The organism is Sphingomonas paludis (assembly GCF_053502515.1).
This window is the reverse complement of sequence record NZ_CP187558.1, coordinates 2,424,112-2,441,088: the sequence shown is the minus strand read 5'-3', so window position 1 is coordinate 2,441,088 and position 16,977 is coordinate 2,424,112. Positions and strand designations below refer to the sequence as shown.

The following is a 16,977-nucleotide window of genomic DNA, read 5'->3' as shown; positions in this document are numbered from 1 at the left end:
GGCGGCCGCTGAGCGAAGGGATTGGGGGCAGGGCGGTTGCGGTCTGCGTGTCGACCGCCTGACCCGTCCGATTGGCGGCGTGTGTCTCGCCGCCCCGACCAAATACTGTGTTTTCTTGGCCACGTTCCTGTTGTAGCAAAGTCACGATGGCGGATTCTGGCGGTATCGCGGAACGGAGAAAGGCGCGGTTCGTGCCTGCCGTAACGCCGCTCGTCGAATTCGGCGTGCTCGCCCTGGCACTGGTAATGATCGCCGTCACCTATGCGGTGGTCAGCGGCAGCGCGCGGGAAACGCTGTTGTCACCGCCCGTCGTCGCGCTGCTGCTGGTCGCCAACCTGATCCCGTGGATGGCGCTGCTCGTTCTTCTGGGACGCCGCGTCGCGCACAGCCGTGCCGCGCGCTCGCCGATCGGCGGGTCGGGCAGGCTTCACGTCCGGCTGGTCGCGCTGTTTTCGGTGCTGGCCAGCGTCCCGATGCTGTTCGTCACCGTCTTTGCCTCGCTGTTGTTCCAGTACGGCGTCGAATTCTGGTATTCGGACCGCGCCCGCGACATGATCGAACGCGCCGCCAGCCTGGCCAATGACAGCTATGTCGAAATGACCCGCTGGGTGGACCGCGAGAATATCGCGCTGGCCAACGATATCGGCAATCTGCTGGCCAATGACTACGGCTTCGACACGCCGGAATTCGTCACGATCTTCGGCCAGAGCGTGTTGCAGCGCAGCCTGGCCGAATCGATCGTGTTCAGCGTCTCGCCCCAGGGCGAGATCCTGACATTCGCCCTACTCGATCCCTATGAGCGCGGTCTGGCCGGCAATATCCGGCTCGAGGATGTGCGCCAGATCCAGGCGGGCAAGGCCAGCATCGTCCGGGTCAGCGGCGAGCGGGTGGATTCGCTCGCGCCCGTGCCCGGCACGTCCTATTTCGTCGCATCCGGCCGGGTCGTCGGCGCGCGCGAACTGATGGCGCGCAAGCAGCGGGCAGAGGCGGCGCTGGCCGATTACCGCGCGCTCAGGGAGCGGTCCCGCGATCTCCAGCTCAATTTCAACCTGGCGCTGATCGGCGTGTCGCTGTTGATCGTGGGGCTGGCCGTGTTCGTCGCGCTGGCGGTGGCGGACCGGCTGGTGCGCCCCGTCGGCGAACTGGTCGATGCCGCCCGCCGCATCGCCGGCGGCGACCTGGACGCCCGCGTCAAGGGCACAGGTTCGGACGACGAGATCGCAACGCTTGGCAATGCCTTCAACCAGATGACCGGCAGGCTTCAGCAACAGACGAACGCGCTGGTCACCGCCAATGCCGAACTGGAAAGCCGCCGCGCATTGATCGAGGCGGTGATGTCCGGCGTCAGCGCGGGCATCGTGTCCATCGACGACCGTCGCCAGGTCCGGCTGCTCAACGCATCCGCCCGCCAGCTGCTGCGCGTCGATCCCGCAGCGGCGGTCGGCCGCCCGCTGTCGGAAATCGCGCCCGAGTTGGACAAGCTGGTCGCCGAGGAAGCGCGCGAGGGCGTGGCCCAGATCGTCGCCGCGGGCGAAGCGCGGACGCTGGCCGTCAAGATCACGCGCGACGAGGATGGCCGCGTCCTGACCTTTGACGACATCACCCAGCAACTGCTCGATCAGCGCCGCGCCGCCTGGTCCGACGTCGCCCGCCGCATCGCGCACGAGATCAAGAATCCGCTGACCCCGATCCAGCTTGCTGCCGAACGGCTGCAACGCCGCTATGGCCGCCAGCTGGCCGAGGATGACGGCGTGTTCGCCCGCCTGACCGAAACCATCGTGCGCCAGGTCGGCGACCTGCGCCGCATGGTCGACGAGTTTTCCTCCTTCGCCCGGATGCCGAAACCGGTGTTCCGCGAGGAGAACCTGATCGACCTCGCCCGCCAGGCGGTGTTCCTGCACGAGGTTGCGCATGGCGAGATCGACTTCACGCTGGAGGCGGGCGATGCCGGCCCGACGCTCGTCTGCGACCGGCGACAGCTGGGCCAGGCGCTGACCAACATCGTCAAGAATGCGGTCGAGGCGATCGAGGCGCGGGCCGATCATGCCGAGCGCGGCACCATTGCCGTTACGCTCGCTGATCGGGACGGCACCATCCAGATCACGGTCGCCGACAACGGGGTCGGCCTGCCGGTCGAACGCGACCGCATCATCGAACCCTATATGACCACCCGTGCGCGCGGCACCGGCCTGGGCCTCGCCATCGTCAAGAAGATCGTGGAGGAGCATTTCGGCACCATGGCCTTTGCCGACAATCCCGGCGGCGGCACCATCGTCACCCTGAAATTCGACCAGCAGCTGCTGGCCGGGCTGGCCGGTCAGGAACCGGGCGGCGTAGCGGCGGAGGATCCTTCTCCGCGGCTCACTCGAACAGGCGTTTAGGATTTTTCCATGAAGCTCGACATTCTGGTTGTGGACGATGAGCGCGACATCCGCGAGCTGGTGGCGGGGGTGCTCGAGGATGAGGGGTATGAAACGCGCGGCGCGGCGGACAGCGATGCCGCGCTCGAGGCGATCGCCGCTCGTCGTCCCTCGCTCGTCCTGCTCGACGTCTGGTTGCAAGGGTCGCGGCTCGACGGGCTGGAACTGCTCGACGAGCTGAAGCGGCGCGATCCCTCCATCCCCGTCCTCGTCATCTCCGGCCATGGCAACCTCGACACCGCCGTCGCGGCGATCCGCCGGGGTGCCGCCGATTTCATCGAAAAGCCGTTCGAGGCAGAGCGCCTGTTGCTGCTCGTCCAGCGCGCGACGGAAACCGAACGGCTGCGGCGCGAGGTTGCGACGCTGCGCGCCTCGATCGGGCGCGAGGACGACCTGACGGGCACGTCGGCGGCGATCAACACCGTCCGTGCGACGCTGAAGCGCGTGGCCGGCACCGGCAGCCGCGTGCTCATCTCCGGCGGCCCCGGCACCGGCAAGGAAGTTGCCGCCCGGCTGCTCCACAGCTGGAGCCAGCGGGCGGACGCGCCCTTCGTCGTCATCTCCGCCGCGCGGATGACGCCGGAACGGGTCGAGGAGGAACTGTTCGGCGTGGAGGAGGGGGGCCAGCTCGTCCGCCCCGGCCTGCTTGAACAGGCGCATGGCGGCACGCTGTTCCTGGACGAGATCGCCGACATGCCGGTCGCAACGCAAGCCCGGATTCTGCGCGTGCTGACCGATCAGAGTTTCACCCGGGTCGGCGGCCAGCGTCAGGTGAAGGTGGACGTGCGCGTCGTATCCGCCACCGCCCGCACCCTGACCGACGAGATCGCCGAAGGGCGGTTCCGCGAGGATCTCTATTACCGGCTGAACGTCGTGCCGGTCGTCATCCCGCCGCTGGCCGACCGGCGAGAGGACATTCCCCCGCTGGTCGAACATTACACAGCCCATTATGCCAGCGAACGCCGCGTCGCCACGCCGGAAATCAGCGCCGACGCCATGGTCGCGCTGCAAAGCTATGACTGGCCCGGCAATGTCCGCCAGTTGCGCAACGTGGTCGAACGCACGATCATCCTGGCCCCCGGCAGCCGCGTGGCGCGCATCGACATCGACCTGCTCCCGCCGGAAGTGCTGCGCGGTGCCGACGAAGGCGATGGCGGCATGGGCGCGGCGATGATGATGGGCACCCCCTTGCGCGAGGCGCGCGAAACCTTTGAACGCGAATATCTCCGCGTCCAGATCCGCCGCTTTTCCGGCAACATCTCCCGCACCGCCAGCTTCATCGGCATGGAACGCTCGGCGCTCCACCGGAAACTGAAACTGCTGGGCATTGCGGAAACGCGGGAGGAATAGGCCAACCCCTCGCGTCCCCCCGACCGATACTCCCCCGTCACCCCGGCCCATCCTCCCCTCGTCACCCCGGCCTTGAGCCGGGGTCCAGCTTCTTCGGAATCGAAAGGCATCTGCTGAGCGGCTCTTCAACCTGGATGCTCAGCATCTCAATCGTCGGCCAATGGAAACCTTGGCCCCCCAAGCACCATCGCCGGCCTATCTGCCCATTGTGCGGATTTTCCGGCTTCGATGAGCTGGCAGCCTTTGGCCAACTCGCTGTCCATTATACCTCGGGGCCGGTCGAGTATATCGAGCGCCTCAAGGCGGTCGAACCTGAAACGATGGGTGCGGCTGGCAGCCGCGTCAGCCATTGCTCGTATCGCACCATCCTCTGTATGCGAGTATCCCTTTTCAAGCCTGACAGCTTCGACAAAGGTGTCCGCGTAAAAGCAGCGAACCTCAGGCGCTGGTTGAGCTTTCGTCACCAGTTCGATCCGAACGATCGGCGTGGAGGTCGACCCAAATCCGTTCAGCGCCCAAACATACTGATCTTGTCGTTGCAGGCCTTCTGGAGAACATGAAACGACAAATAATCCGCACAACGCAAAGAATGAACATCGGGCTATGGATGGCAGCATCATGGCGTACCAAGGGAACATCATAACCACCTCGCCGTGCAACGCCTTTTTAGGCTGGGGGGCGTTCGATCGTCAGAGACTGTTTGCCCCCCTCGACGCATCCCCCACAACCCCCTACATTCAGGGATACCGGACGCCGTGGGGGCGTTCGCAACCACGCCGGGCACGGCGCACTGCGGGAACCACCGCCAAGAACAAAGGGCATGACCCATGGCCGATAAACAACCCTCGCTGCAGGACCTGTTCCTGAACGCGCTCCGCAAATCCAAGACGCCCGTCACCATGTTCCTGGTCAAGGGCGTGAAGCTGCAGGGCATCGTCACCTGGTTCGACAATTTCTCGGTGCTGCTGCGCCGCGACGGTCAGTCGCAGCTGATCTACAAGCACGCCATTTCCACCATCATGCCGTCGGCTCAGGTCGATATGGCGCCCATCGTGGCCCAGGTGAACGAACAGGGGCCGCGTAACCAGCTGCTTCAGGAAATCTTCCTGAGCGCCGTGCGCAAGCAGCAGGAACATGTCACCATGTTCCTGGTCAACGGCGTGATGCTCCAGGGGCATATCGCGGCATTCGACCTGTTCTGCATGCTGCTGCAGCGCGACGGCATGTCGCAGCTGGTGTACAAGCATGCCGTGTCGACCATTCAGCCGGCGAACAACCTGAACCTGGCCGAGGAACAGGCGAGCGGCGGCGACGATTCTTGAGGAACCGCCGTTGAGTACCGGGTTCGACCGTGACGTCGCCGATTTTGCCCGGGGTGCCCGCGCCGTCGTGGTCCTGCCGGATCAGGGCGGCTCGGCGCGCGACAATGATGCGCGGCTGGAGGAAACGGCCGGTCTCGCCATGGCCATCGGCGTGGAGGTGGTGGACCGCATCGCCTTTCGCGTGCGCGGCGCGCGCCCGGCGACGCTGATCGGATCGGGTCAGGTCGAACAGCTGGCCGAACGGATCGCGCTGCTCGAGGGCGAACTGGCGGTATTCGACGCCGCGCTGACCCCGGTCCAGCAGCGCAATCTGGAAACCGCGCTCAAGTGCAAGGTGATCGACCGCACCGGCCTGATCCTCGAAATCTTCGGTGAGCGGGCGCGTACGGCGGAGGGTCGGCTTCAGGTCGAACTGGCGCACCTCGATTATCAGGCGGGGCGGCTGGTGCGCAGCTGGACCCACCTTGAGCGGCAGCGCGGCGGCTTCGGCTTTCTGGGCGGTCCTGGTGAGACTCAGATCGAGGCCGACCGCCGCCTGATCCGCGACCGCATGGCCCGCCTGCGCCGCGAGCTTGAGGGGGTGACGCGCACCCGCACGCTCCACCGCGAACGGCGGCAACGCGCCCCCTGGCCGGTGATCGCGCTCGTTGGCTATACCAATGCGGGCAAGTCCACCCTGTTCAACCGGCTGACCGGGGCGGGCGTGATGGCGGAAAACCTGCTGTTCGCAACCCTCGACCCGACGCTCAGGCAGATTGCGCTGCCCGGCATCGACAAGGCGATCCTGTCCGACACGGTGGGCTTTGTCAGCGACCTGCCGACGCAGCTCGTCGCTGCCTTCCGCGCCACACTGGAGGAGGTTATCGCTGCCGACCTGCTCATCCATGTCCGCGACATCGCCCATCCCGACAGCGACGCGCAGGCGGCGGATGTCGAAGGGGTGCTCCGCGACCTTGGCGTGGCGGAGGAAACGCCCCGGATCGAGGCGTGGAACAAGATCGACGCTTTCGTTGGCGACGAGCGCGAGGAACGGCTGGGCGAGGCCGCGCGCCGGGACGATGTGGTGCCGCTGTCGGCGCTGACCGGGGAGGGGGTGGATGCGCTGCTCGACCGGGTCGCATCGCTGCTGACCGCCAGCCATCGCCGCTATACCGTGACGCTGGATCCGGCCGACGGGGCGGGTGCCGCCTGGCTGTTCCAGCATGGCGAGGTGCTGGATCACTGGATGGAGGAGGACCGCGCCGTCTATGCCGTGCGCATGGCCCCGCGCGACCATGAACGGTTCGAGGCGCGCGACCGGTGAGCGCCGCCGAGCTTGAACAGGGCACGGCGCTGACCCCGCGCTGGGATGCAAGCGGCCTGATCACTGCCGTTTGCACCCATGCCGATACCGGCGCGGTGCTGATGCTCGCGCACATGAACGCCGACGCGCTGGCCGCGACGCTGGAAACGCGCCGCGCGACCTTCTGGTCGCGCAGCCGCCAGAGCCTGTGGGTCAAGGGCGAGACGTCGGGCCATGTCCTCACCGTCCGCGACATCCGCATCGATTGCGATCAGGATGCGGTCTGGCTGCTTTGCGATCCCGCTGGCCCCGCCTGTCATACGGGGATGCCCAGCTGCTTCTATCGCCGCGTCACGCCGGACGGGCTGGAACGGATCGATTGATGCGGGCGGCGCTTGCGGCCATGCTGCTGCTCGCCCTGTCGGCTTGCGGCGATGCCGAGCAGCCCGCCGCCACCCCCGCGCCCGGCCACCCGCTGGAACAGGCGGCCATCGAACGCGGCCTGATCCCCGATCCCGCCCGTGCCGAGCCCACCGGCCTTTATGCCCGCGACACCGATCGGCTCTGCGTCGTGCCGCTGGGCGAGGGGGCGGGGGGCGAGGGGGGCGATGCCGCCCGATACAGCATCGGCGCGTTCGTCGATTATGGAGAGGGGCTGCGCTGCGCCGCGTCCGGCCGGGCAACGCTGTCGGCCGACCGCCTGTCCATCGCACTGGGCGACGGCGAATGCCGCTTCGACGCGCTGTTCGACGGCGACCGCATCGCCTTTCCCGCCGATCTGCCCGATGCCTGCCGCGCATTCTGCGACGATCGCGCCTCGCTGTCGGCGGTTCAGGTGGAACGGCTGTCCGACAGCCGGGCGGAGGCGGGGGCCTTTCGCCTGCCCGACGGACGCCGTCCCTGCTCTAGTTGAATTGGGCACCGGTTGACGTTGACGTAAAGGTGAATTAGAAAAGCGGGTATGGCAACGATTCCCGCTCTGGCAAGCTTCGCCCCGATCGATCCTCGCCCCGACCGCGATCAGTTCAGCATCGCGGACCTGTGCGCCGAATTCGACGTCACCGCCCGCGCGCTGCGCTTCTACGAGGATGAGGGGCTGATCTCGCCCGAGCGGCGCGGCCTGACCCGCATCTATTCGCACCGCGACCGCGCCCGGCTCGCCTGGATCCTGCGCGGCAAGCGCGTCGGCTTCAGCCTGGGCGAGATCCGCGAGATGATCGACCTGTATGACGTGGGCGAGGGGCGGCAGGTCCAGCGCAAGGTGACCATCGCCCGCTGCCGCGACCGCGTGGCGCTGCTCCAGGCGCAGAAACGCGACATCGACGCCGCCATTGCCGAGCTCAACCAGTTCGTCGACTATCTAGAACAGAACCCGATCCAGGAGTAGGATTGCCATGCCGAGCTATACGCCCCCCGTGCGCGACACGCGCTTCATCCTGAACGCCGTGATCGGCCTCGACCGCTATACCAACCTGCCCGGCTTCACCGCCGCGACCGGCGATGTCGTCGACGCGGTGCTGGAAGAAGGCGGCAAGTTCGTCGCCGAAGTCCTTTTCCCCCTCAACCTCTCCGGCGACCAGCAGGGCTGCACCCGCCACCCCGACGGCAGCGTCACCACCCCCGACGGCTTCAAGGAAGCCTATGCCCAGTTCACCGAAAGCGGCTGGTCCACCCTCTCCGCGCCGGAGGAATTTGGAGGACAGGGTATGCCCCATGTCGTCGCCACCGCGTTCGAGGAATATATGATCTCCGCCAACATGGCCTTCGCCATGTATCCCGGCCTCACCCACGGCGCGATCGCCGCATTGCTGGCCAAGGGGTCGCAGGAGCAGAAGGCGAAGTATGTGCCCAACATGGTCTCCGGCGAATGGGGCGGCACCATGAACCTGACGGAGCCGCATTGCGGCACCGATCTCGGCCTCATCAAGACCCGCGCCGAGCCAAACGCCGACGGCAGCTACAGCATCTCCGGCACCAAGATCTTCATCTCGTCCGGCGAGCATGACCTGACCAGCAACATCATCCACCTCGTCCTGGCAAAGACCCCCGGCGCGCCGGACAGCTCGAAGGGGATCAGCCTATTCGTCGTGCCGAAATTCATGGTCAATGACGACGGCTCGCTGGGCGAGCGCAACGCGGTCACCTGCGGCTCGATCGAGCACAAGATGGGCATCCACGCCAATTCCACCTGCGTGATGAACTATGACGGCGCCACCGGCTGGCTGGTCGGCGAGGAGAATAAGGGCCTGGCCGCCATGTTCATCATGATGAACGCCGCACGCCTGGGCGTCGGGCTTCAGGGGCTGGGTGTCGCGGAGACGGCGTACCAGAACGCGGCCAACTACGCCCGCGACCGGCGTCAGGGTCGCGCGCTCACCGGCGCCGCCGATCCCAACGAAAAGGCCGACACCCTGTTCGTCCATCCCGATGTCCGCCGGATGCTGATGGAGGCAAAGGCCCTGACCGAGGGGCTGCGTGCGCTCTGCCTGTGGGGCGCGCTCCAGGTCGATCTGGCCCATCACGCCGCGACCGAGGAGGAGCGGCAACAGGCCGACGACATCATCAGCCTGCTGACCCCCGTCATCAAGGGATACGGCACCGACAAGGGCTATGACATCGCCACCAACGCGCAACAGGTCTATGGCGGCCATGGCTACATCGCCGAATGGGGCATGGAACAATATGTCCGCGATGCCCGCATCGCCATGATCTATGAAGGGACCAACGGGGTTCAGGCGATGGACCTGGTCGGGCGCAAGCTCGCGCAGAATGGTGGCCGCGCGGTGCAGGCCTTCTTCAAGCTGGTGGGCGAAGAGGTCGCGGCGGCAAAGGCCGTCCCCGCCACCGCCGATTTCGCCGGCCATCTGGAAAAGGCGCTGGGCCAGCTACAGGCGGCGACCCTGTGGTTCGTGCAGAACGGGATGAAGGACCCGAACCAGGTCGGCGCCGGCGCGCATCATTACATGCACATCATGGGCATCGTCGCGGTCGGCCTGATGTGGCTGCGCATGGCCAAGGCGGCGGCCGAACTGCTCGAGGCCGGGGAGGGGGACCGCGCGTTCCTCGAGGCCAAGCTGGTGACGGCGCGCTTCTACGCCGAACGCATCATGCCGGATGCGGGCGCGTTGCGGCGGAAGATCGAGGGCGGCGCGGAGAGCCTGATGGCCCTGCCACCGGAGATGTTTTTGGCGGCGTGAGGGGGAGGGGCTGGGCCGTATGAATTGGCGGCAGCTTGTGTGCCAATTCTCGTCGTTGAACGGTTCGGGAATAATGCCGAAACAGGCCCTATATTCATCTTAGATGTCGCCGACACTGACTGACTGGCTGCGTGATTTTAGAGACCTTCGCAGGCAGTATGTCGACTGCCGCTATTGTCGAAAGCCATCGTTGAAAATCGATGCGGCTGACGCCTCAGAATATCAAATTTGCGCCGATCGTAAACGTCTGTTCTGCAGCGTACTGACCGTTAGGTCACGTTCCCGTAAGACTTGTGAATTGGGTTTCCGCTGGGCAGATAGAAGAAAATGATGGGTAATGATCTTGTGGGTTGGCCAGGGTTCTCCTTTGTAGCTTCAGCTACCCCACGACTATCGTCAAGTGTGGAGACCCTGAACGAGGTAGTCGCGAATTTGATAGAGGTTGACCGAAAAGCTTTCCGCGTCCTGCGGTCGGATGAAAATGCGTAGGCGGTTGCAGAAGACCTGATTGGTCGAACCGTCCGTGAAGGATTGGGCGATCCGCTCCACCATCTTTTTTCGCGGGATGCTGGTCCGGCCACGCCCAGTGCCCATGAGCGGGATCGAAAGATCTCTGACACTACCATGGCTTTTGATGAACGACCACGCCTCCTCAAGCGCAACGTCGATGTCCCGGGGCTCTGAGCGTGCCGTACCTTGAGCGTTGAGCTTCGACATCGCTACAAAATAGAAGGTGCGGTTGTGACTCTTAACCCTAGCGACAGTGCCAATGGGATACTCGATCTGCTTGCCGGGGGCGTTCGGACGCTGCGTGCCTTGGACGGAAGCAAGATCCAGTGCAAGCTGACGATCAATCTCCATCGTGTTCGCGTTGAAAAAGCGGGTGGCGACTTGCCCTTGGATGCTGTCAGTATCAATCAGACCGCCCGCCATGTCAGTATCGAAGGTTGTGTTCGTGCTTACCAACACGTCGTTGTCGCCTTCAAATAGATCGCCGATCCTTACCTCTATAGAAAAGTCCTTCCCCGGAAGTCTGTATGAAAACCTAGTAATTGGCCGCCTGCGTATTGCCACCCAAACAATCGCAATTATAAACATCACAATGATAGCGAATCTACTATACTTATCTTTGGTATATATACTGAAAAAGTCAGCCATATCCATGATAGCATATTGGAAGCCGACAAATGCAAAAATCTTTGCTATCGCGTCACCTGAAAATATAGCGTATTTCCAAAAAGAAAGTGTCGCAATTGACTTCAGGAAATACTTCATAAATCATTAGCTCGCTAAATGTTAGACGGCTGCATTAAATTGGCCTAAACTATGGCCTAAAATGAAAAATGCCTTCCTTTATTTTCGTTGCCAGCTTGAAATCAGCATCATCTAAAGCCGAAAAGATCAATGATTTGACCATCGGCACATGTAGGCTCGGGACTTTTTCAATCGAGTCTCTTAGTACCGGAATCGTCGACCAGAGATTTTTAACCGACTGATTGAGCGATCCGTTGGATAGGATGCTCTCCTTCGTTTTAAATTCCGGATAGACCACGATTAATGGAAGACCTTGATCGTTGATGGCGTAGTCTATCTCCTCCCGCAATGCCCGAGAATTGACCGTGCTTGAGCTGAGGAACAAGATCAAATTCTTCGAAGAACGCAACCGCTCCCTGAGCCTCGGCTTCAACGTAAGTTCCCAGTGGCTCCCGTCGCGGACGTTGTAAGTTAGCGCGTGCGAATCGTTGAACGGGAAGGTTGGGTCCGCACCCTTCCATGAACGAAGAAGGTTGTAGTAGCAGAAATCTTTGGTCGCATGCGCTCCCAAAGCCCCAGCATTAAATGGTTCCGCGACATAAAATGCACAGTAATTTCCGCTGCGCGCCAATGTGATCCTCCTTGTTCAATATGCACTTCTCCACTACATACGTTTCGGTGGGATAACAATTCCCCTTTTTGATCACGGTGCTTAACTCTACGCGGCCTATGCCTTTCTCAGAGCCGTGGTCCAAATTTGAAAACATGCGGTTATGGGATATGCCCAGTGCCGACCTAGCGGCAATAATATCGACGCTCTCCAGCAGGGGCGCTTCGAACTCTAAACGACCGCTAATGCTATAAATAGTCATTCCAGCTTCGAGGCACAGAAGCGCAAAAGCTGGCTAAGAGGCCCACATTGCAGACACATATTTGGGAATGGCGTCTCTATTGACCTGGCTTTCCAGCACCTGAAAGCCGGGAGATGTCTGTGTCCTTCCCCCTGTCCTACACCCCCCAATCCAGCATATCTGTCCGGTCCCCTGCACCTGCATGAGGACCGACCCCGATGGACACTTCCTCCGTCACCCCGGCTGACGTCGCGCCCGCCTTCCATCCGCCCGCCCCGCTCGATGACAGCCGCAACACCGATGGCTGGACCGCCGATCGGCAGCGGCAATTCCTGATCGCCATCGCCCATGGGGTCAGCGTCACCCGCGCCTGCGCGATGGTCGGCCTGACGCGGCAAAGCGCCTATGCCCTGCGGGACAGTGCGCGGGGCGCGGCCTTTGCGCTGGGGTGGCGGGCGGCGATGCTCCGGTCGCGCGATGCGCTGGCCGATACGCTGATGGACCGCGCCTTCAACGGCGTGCGCGAAACCGTCACCCATGATGACGGCGCGATGACCACCCGCCACCGCTACGACAATGCCCTGGCGTATCGGATGCTCGTCCGGCTCGATCGCCGTGCCGATGCCGCGCTAGCCACCGGGTCGCCCCGCGCCGCTCAGCGTCCGGCGGCGACGGCGGGGGGGGGAGGATGCCGCCGCCCGCCTGGCCGCCGCCGATTTCGAACAATATCTCGATCTGGTTCGGGATCATGCCGCGCCCGGTCGCGCCGCCCTGTTCGTCGCCGCGCGCATCGGCGCCGCCGGGGTCGCCGCGCCCGACGCGCTGGAGGGGGTGCGCACGCTCGCCCGCGCCGATCGCTGGCTGCGCACCCGGACGGATGCCGCCGCGGCCGTGCCCGTCGCCGATCTCGATCCCGCCGCCCGCGCCGACTGGACGGCGGATCAATGGCTGCGGGCAGAGGCGGCGGGCCTGATCGCGCTCGCGCCCGATCCGTTGACAGCTGACGCGGCCCCGGAAACCGATCCGTTTCGTCAAAACTGTCAACCGTTCGCCACGCCCTTGGCGGGCGACCCGGTCTGGTGGTGCGAAGACGAGCATGAATGGCGCACCCGCTTCCCCCCGCCGTCCGATTTCGACGGCGAAGCGACCGGGACGCCGGGCGATCCCGATTATGAGCGGCAATTGACCGACGCGGAGACACAGGCGCTGGAGGATAATGACGCCGCCTTGCTCGTCCCCCTTGTGCGCGCCGGGGAATCGGAGCGCGACGCCTGGTTCGCCGAACTCGCGGTCGAAACCGCCACGGTGCGCGCCGAACTGGCGGCAAGCGCCGCAGCGGACAACCCTCCCTCTCCCCTTGCGGGAGAGGGAAGGGGCCCGCTCGCGCCAGCGAGTGGGAAGGGTGAGGGGGAGAGGCAATCTTTACGGTTAGCGGCCAAGCCAACGCTCCCTCTCCCGCTTGCGGGGGTGCCGGGTCGTCCCTGCCCCCGGCAGGGACTGGACCGTGCGGGGCACGGTCCACCCGGCGCCGGAAGGCGCCCGCCACAAAGCGGTGGGAAGGGTGAGGGTTCTTCCCCCTACGTGCCTTCCACCCCCACCGCCCCACCGCCGCCCTGATCGCCGCTTGAGCCGCCCGCTGCCGCAGTGCATGATCGGCGGGCATGACCCATCCCACTCCGGCTTCGCTCGAACTCGTCCCGCTCGCCCCGCTCGAACGCGGACAGATCACTGTCATGCGGATCCAGTCGGCGCTGTCCGCGCTGCCCGCGCTCGTCGGGGCGAGCGCGCTTGACTGGTTCGCGTTCGATGGCCTGCGGGAAGCGACCGGCCTGCCGCCCTTCGGCCTGTTGCCGGGGCTCATCCTGGTCTGGGCGCTGTACAGCGTCGGGCCGGGCGCGCCGCGCCGCTGGCGCTGGTGGGGTCAGGCGTTCACGGGCACCGAACTGCACGTCGCATCGGGCTGGCTCACCCGGTCGCACACCATCGTCCCCGTCTCCCGCGTCCAGCATATCGACGTGACGCAGGGGCCGGTGGAGCGGATGTGCGGGGTATCGACCCTGGTGCTGCACACGGCCGGAACCGCCAATTCCACCGTCTCGCTGCCCGGCATCACCCGGGAACGGGCCGAGGAAATCCGCGATTCGATCCGCCACAGCATCGGATCGGCCCGGTGAATGAAGCCCCCCGCCGGACGCATCCGGCGACGATCCTGATCCGGGCGCTGCGCGACCTGCCCCAGACGCTGCTCGCGCTGCCCGCGCTTTATGCCGCGCTGTCCAAGGGCGGGGCCTTTGCCCTGCTGTTGCTGCCGGTGGCGATGCTTGCGGTGATCGGCTTCTTCGCCTGGCTGAAATGGCAGGCATTCACCTACCGGATCGGCGAGGACGAGCTGGTGATCGCCGACGGGGTGCTGAACAAGAGCCGCCGGTCCATCCCGCTGGAGCGCATCCAGGACGTCTCGACCGAACAGAAACCGCTTGCCCGGCTGTTCGGCCTGGCGCTGGTCCGCATCGAAACGGCGGGCGGGGACAAGAATGAAGGGCTGCTGGACAGCGTGTCCATGGCCGAGGCGGACCGGCTGCGCGCCCTGCTCCGCCGGGGCGGGGGCGGGGTCCAGTCGATGGCGGCCGCCGACGATGCGGCCCCGGTGGCGGCGACGCCGGTCTTCGCCATGTCGATGCGCCGCGTGCTGACGCTTGGCCTGTTCCGCTTTTCCCTGGTCTGGATCGCGGTTGCGCTGGGCGGCCTTCAGTTCCTCGACAACTTCATCGATTTCGAGCAGGTCAATTACCGGGAAGTGATCCGCCAGGGCGGCGAACAGGTCCGCGACAGCATCTCTCCGCTGCTGATCGCGCTGCTTGCCCTGCTGGCGGCGGCGATCGGGGTGATCAGCGGCCTGGTCCGCACCCTGTTCAAGGAACATGGCTTTACCCTGACCGCCGCCGACGGCCGGTTCCGCCGGGTCCGCGGCCTGACCACCCGGACGGAAGTGGTGATCGCCAACGCCCGCATCCAGCTCGCCCTGATCCGCCACGGCCGCATCGCCCGACTGTTCGGCTGGCAATCGCTCGCTGTCCAGATGCTGGGCGGCAGCGACGATCCCGGCGGGCTTCAGGATCTGGCTCCGCTCGCCCGGGCGGAGGAAACCACCCGTATCCTCGACGTCGCCGGATTGCCGCCATGGGGTGACCCGGTGCTGGTTCCCGTGGCCTTTGCGCATAGCATCCGGGCAATGGTCGGCTATAGCACGCTACCGCTGATCGGCTTTGTCGGCCTGATGGTGGTCCAGCCCTGGCTTTGGCCGCTGGGGGTGCTGCTCGTCGGTCCGGTCTGGCTGGGGTGGCTGCAGCGGCGGCATCATCGTTATGCGCTGGATGCAGGCACGCTCCGGATCACGCGGGGCGTGCTGCGCCGTCGGGCGTGGATCGTTCCGGCGGCGCATGTCCAGACGGTGACGCTGTCGCGCGGCTGGCTGGCGCGGCGGCTGGGCGTGGCGACGCTTGTCTGCGATACCGCGGGGGCCAGCCTGGCATCGGCGGTTGTGGTGCGCGATCTGCCCTTGGCCGATGCGACCACCCTGATGATGGCGCTGCGATCGGCGATCGACCCGGGTTCAACCGTCGGGCGCGATCCCGGGCTGCGGCTGGGGTGAGGCAGGACCGTCGGCGGGCGGGGCAGGCGCGGGTCGTGCACCGGCACGCACCACGCGGCGCTGCATGCATTCCTGGGGGGCGGAACGGGGAAACTCGTCGCAATTCCACAGGGCCTTTTCAAACCGACGCCCGCGATCGCGCAGATAGCTGAACGACATGGTCCTGAGGGCCGGGGAATCGAGCGGCAGGCTGCCGGTGCCGCCGGCCGGCACCTTGGCCGCGTCGGTCCAGCCCAGAAACTTGCAATAGGCACGGCTGCCACAGGCGCGCGCCGCCAGCAGCGGCAGTTCGTCGGCCGGCACCGACGGATCGATGGCGGTGATAAAGCTGTTGCGCTCTGCCTCCACCGCTCGGGGCAGGCTCGATTCCGCCATCGCGGCTACTACGCCGCCTGCCAGCGCCTCATCGCCGGGCAGCGACAGGTCAGCACTGATCGGCGCATGCAGCGGCGAATAGGATGCCAGCTCGCGATAGATGGGTTCGATGCCCGTCGCCCGGTCCGTGAAGGCGCGGGGCGTGCCCCACCATCCGGTCCAGCGGAAGAACAGGTGCGTCTTCACCTCGACGATCTTGTCCAGGCTGGACGACCAATAGGGGACGACCCAGTTGGTGTGGTAATGGGTGGCGTGGCCGACGGGGGCATATACAAAGCCGTTGATCGCCATGGCAGCGACTTCCCGTGCCTGCGCCCACAGCCCGTCCGAATAGCGCCGCTGGAGCGCACCGTCGCAGGTAAAGGTGAACTGGCATCCGGTGCTGCGTTCCGACCCCTGAAACACCACGCCGCAAACCGTATCAGGAAAGGCGGGGTGGCGCACGCGGTTGAGCACCACCTGAGCCACCGATTGCTGCGCCTCCAGGTCCTCGCCCGCTTCGTACAGGACGGCGGCGGCCAGGCAGGCGATGGCCCGTTCCCGGTCGGCATCGCTGCCGGCAAAGGCGAACGGGGCGGCCGCCGGATTGGGGGCGGTAGAAAAGGGGATGGCGGCATTGATGCGCACGGCATCCGCGACCTCCACCGGACGTAGCACCACCGGTTCGACCTGCGGCAACACCGTTGGCGGCACGACGTTTCCATTGGCCGCAGCGGCCGTAGAGGGGGATGCGACGGATCCATGGCGGGTCAGTGCGACCAGCAGCGCCGGGACGAGGATCAGCGCCAATGCCAGCAGTGCCAGCATGGCGGGACGCCGGCGGATCAGCGGATCGTCATGAGCGGGCGAGCGGCCATTCATCGCGGCCCCCAATGCGGATGGAAGGGGGCGCTGTCCATCGCCTTGTCCGTTGTCAGCTGTCCCGACCCTGGCCGCGGTCAATCACGCCACAGCCCGGCAGCCTCGCACAGCGACTGCTGACGGTCGACGCCGGCCAGGCACTGACGATCGCCATTGCATTCGCCGGACCGCCGCGCCGCCGCCGCCGGACAGGATGCCGGGACGACCGGTGCGTCGCCCAGCATCCAGGCGGCACCCGACAGGCGGCGATTGACCGAACGGTCCATATCGCCCGCTCCTGCGGCGCTGGCGGATGGCGGCCAGCGATCGCCGTCGCCCAGTGCCATGCTGGCACCGGCCAACAGGGCGACGGCAAAGACTGCCCCCGTCCATTTTCCGAACCCGAATCTGTTTTGGCGGCTGCGACCCCACAT

General features: G+C 65.4%; 16 protein-coding genes. 11 read left to right on the top strand and 5 right to left on the bottom strand.

The features are described 5' to 3' along the window. Positions 1–146: 146 nt before the first annotated feature. Both ACPVPU_RS11745 and ntrX read left to right on the top strand, forming a co-directional pair. On the top strand, positions 147–2,381 hold the full coding sequence (locus ACPVPU_RS11745; protein WP_448658124.1) for a sensor histidine kinase: 2,235 nt from the start codon (positions 147–149) through the stop codon (positions 2,379–2,381). A gap of 9 nt (positions 2,382–2,390) precedes the next feature. Beyond that, positions 2,391–3,770: a nitrogen assimilation response regulator NtrX gene (gene ntrX, locus ACPVPU_RS11740; RefSeq protein WP_448658123.1), complete on the top strand. Its 1,380-nt coding sequence runs from the start codon at positions 2,391–2,393 to the stop codon at positions 3,768–3,770. A gap of 146 nt (positions 3,771–3,916) precedes the next feature. Here the strand turns inward: ntrX and ACPVPU_RS11735 are convergent, their stop codons facing one another. Next, on the bottom strand, positions 3,917–4,417 hold the full coding sequence (locus ACPVPU_RS11735; protein ID WP_448658122.1) for a hypothetical protein: 501 nt from the start codon (positions 4,415–4,417) through the stop codon (positions 3,917–3,919). A 180-nt stretch (positions 4,418–4,597) separates the two neighbouring features. On the opposite strand from ACPVPU_RS11735, the gene hfq reads away from it, so the two are divergent. Genes hfq through ACPVPU_RS11705 form a run of 6 tightly spaced genes read left to right on the top strand, consistent with a single transcriptional unit; the run spans position 4,598 to position 9,571 of the window. Further along, positions 4,598–5,092 carry an RNA chaperone Hfq gene (gene hfq / locus ACPVPU_RS11730; RefSeq protein ID WP_448658121.1) on the top strand — a complete coding sequence of 165 codons (495 nt, stop codon included), beginning with the start codon at positions 4,598–4,600 and terminating at the stop codon, positions 5,090–5,092. Positions 5,093–5,102: 10 nt separating this feature from the next. Then, positions 5,103–6,395 (top strand): GTPase HflX, encoded by a 1,293-nt coding sequence (gene hflX / locus ACPVPU_RS11725; protein WP_448658120.1) that lies wholly within the window; start codon positions 5,103–5,105, stop codon positions 6,393–6,395. Continuing rightward, positions 6,392–6,757 carry a phosphoribosyl-AMP cyclohydrolase gene (hisI, locus tag ACPVPU_RS11720; RefSeq protein WP_448658119.1) on the top strand — a complete coding sequence of 122 codons (366 nt, stop codon included), beginning with the start codon at positions 6,392–6,394 and terminating at the stop codon, positions 6,755–6,757. The genes hflX and hisI overlap by 4 nt, the downstream gene beginning before the upstream one ends. Next, entirely contained in the window at positions 6,757–7,287 is a 531-nt protein-coding gene (locus tag ACPVPU_RS11715) for a hypothetical protein (protein WP_448658118.1), read from the top strand. Before hisI ends, ACPVPU_RS11715 begins: the two co-directional genes overlap by 1 nt. Before the next feature lie 48 nt (positions 7,288–7,335). After that, positions 7,336–7,761: a MerR family transcriptional regulator gene (locus ACPVPU_RS11710; protein WP_448658117.1), complete on the top strand. Its 426-nt coding sequence runs from the start codon at positions 7,336–7,338 to the stop codon at positions 7,759–7,761. A gap of 7 nt (positions 7,762–7,768) precedes the next feature. Beyond that, the gene (locus ACPVPU_RS11705) at positions 7,769–9,571 is read left to right on the top strand and encodes an acyl-CoA dehydrogenase C-terminal domain-containing protein (RefSeq protein WP_448658116.1); all 1,803 of its coding nucleotides are present in this window, start codon (positions 7,769–7,771) and stop codon (positions 9,569–9,571) included. Positions 9,572–9,967: 396 nt separating this feature from the next. Here the strand turns inward: ACPVPU_RS11705 and ACPVPU_RS11700 are convergent, their stop codons facing one another. Next, on the bottom strand, positions 9,968–10,846 hold the full coding sequence (locus tag ACPVPU_RS11700; protein WP_448658115.1) for a macro domain-containing protein: 879 nt from the start codon (positions 10,844–10,846) through the stop codon (positions 9,968–9,970). A 49-nt stretch (positions 10,847–10,895) separates the two neighbouring features. Further along, a complete protein-coding gene (locus ACPVPU_RS11695) occupies positions 10,896–11,456 on the bottom strand; it encodes a TIR domain-containing protein (protein WP_448658114.1) in 561 nt (186 codons plus the stop codon). A gap of 438 nt (positions 11,457–11,894) precedes the next feature. Here ACPVPU_RS11695 and ACPVPU_RS11690 point away from each other — a divergent pair, with 438 nt between their 5' ends. The 3 genes from ACPVPU_RS11690 (at position 11,895) to ACPVPU_RS11680 (ending at position 15,328) form a co-directional block, all read left to right on the top strand. Further along, on the top strand, positions 11,895–12,680 hold the full coding sequence (locus ACPVPU_RS11690; RefSeq protein WP_448658113.1) for a hypothetical protein: 786 nt from the start codon (positions 11,895–11,897) through the stop codon (positions 12,678–12,680). A 657-nt stretch (positions 12,681–13,337) separates the two neighbouring features. After that, a complete protein-coding gene (locus ACPVPU_RS11685; protein ID WP_448658112.1) occupies positions 13,338–13,850 on the top strand; it encodes a PH domain-containing protein in 513 nt (170 codons plus the stop codon). After that, a complete protein-coding gene (locus ACPVPU_RS11680; protein WP_448658111.1) occupies positions 13,847–15,328 on the top strand; it encodes a PH domain-containing protein in 1,482 nt (493 codons plus the stop codon). Before ACPVPU_RS11685 ends, ACPVPU_RS11680 begins: the two co-directional genes overlap by 4 nt. On the opposite strand, the gene ACPVPU_RS11675 is transcribed toward ACPVPU_RS11680, so the two are convergent. Both ACPVPU_RS11675 and ACPVPU_RS11670 read right to left on the bottom strand, forming a co-directional pair. Next, positions 15,290–16,564, bottom strand: coding sequence for a cell wall hydrolase (locus tag ACPVPU_RS11675; RefSeq protein WP_448658110.1), 1,275 nt, complete (start codon positions 16,562–16,564; stop codon positions 15,290–15,292). The two genes, ACPVPU_RS11680 and ACPVPU_RS11675, sit on opposite strands and share 39 nt — an antisense overlap. Before the next feature lie 77 nt (positions 16,565–16,641). Next, positions 16,642–16,905 (bottom strand): hypothetical protein, encoded by a 264-nt coding sequence (locus tag ACPVPU_RS11670; RefSeq protein ID WP_448658109.1) that lies wholly within the window; start codon positions 16,903–16,905, stop codon positions 16,642–16,644. Positions 16,906–16,977: the final 72 nt, after the last annotated feature.

Coding starts and splice junctions, on each gene's coding strand:
- ACPVPU_RS11745 (WP_448658124.1), top strand. CDS start 147: ATGGCGGATTCTGGCGGTATCGCGGAACGGAGAAAGGCGCGGTTCGTG.
- hfq (WP_448658121.1), top strand. CDS start 4,598: ATGGCCGATAAACAACCCTCGCTGCAGGACCTGTTCCTGAACGCGCTC.
- ACPVPU_RS11690 (WP_448658113.1), top strand. CDS start 11,895: ATGGACACTTCCTCCGTCACCCCGGCTGACGTCGCGCCCGCCTTCCAT.
- ACPVPU_RS11705 (WP_448658116.1), top strand. CDS start 7,769: ATGCCGAGCTATACGCCCCCCGTGCGCGACACGCGCTTCATCCTGAAC.
- ACPVPU_RS11715 (WP_448658118.1), top strand. CDS start 6,757: ATGCGGGCGGCGCTTGCGGCCATGCTGCTGCTCGCCCTGTCGGCTTGC.
- ntrX (WP_448658123.1), top strand. CDS start 2,391: ATGAAGCTCGACATTCTGGTTGTGGACGATGAGCGCGACATCCGCGAG.
- ACPVPU_RS11675 (WP_448658110.1), bottom strand. CDS start 16,564: ATGAATGGCCGCTCGCCCGCTCATGACGATCCGCTGATCCGCCGGCGT.
- ACPVPU_RS11685 (WP_448658112.1), top strand. CDS start 13,338: ATGACCCATCCCACTCCGGCTTCGCTCGAACTCGTCCCGCTCGCCCCG.
- ACPVPU_RS11700 (WP_448658115.1), bottom strand. CDS start 10,846: ATGAAGTATTTCCTGAAGTCAATTGCGACACTTTCTTTTTGGAAATAC.
- ACPVPU_RS11710 (WP_448658117.1), top strand. CDS start 7,336: ATGGCAACGATTCCCGCTCTGGCAAGCTTCGCCCCGATCGATCCTCGC.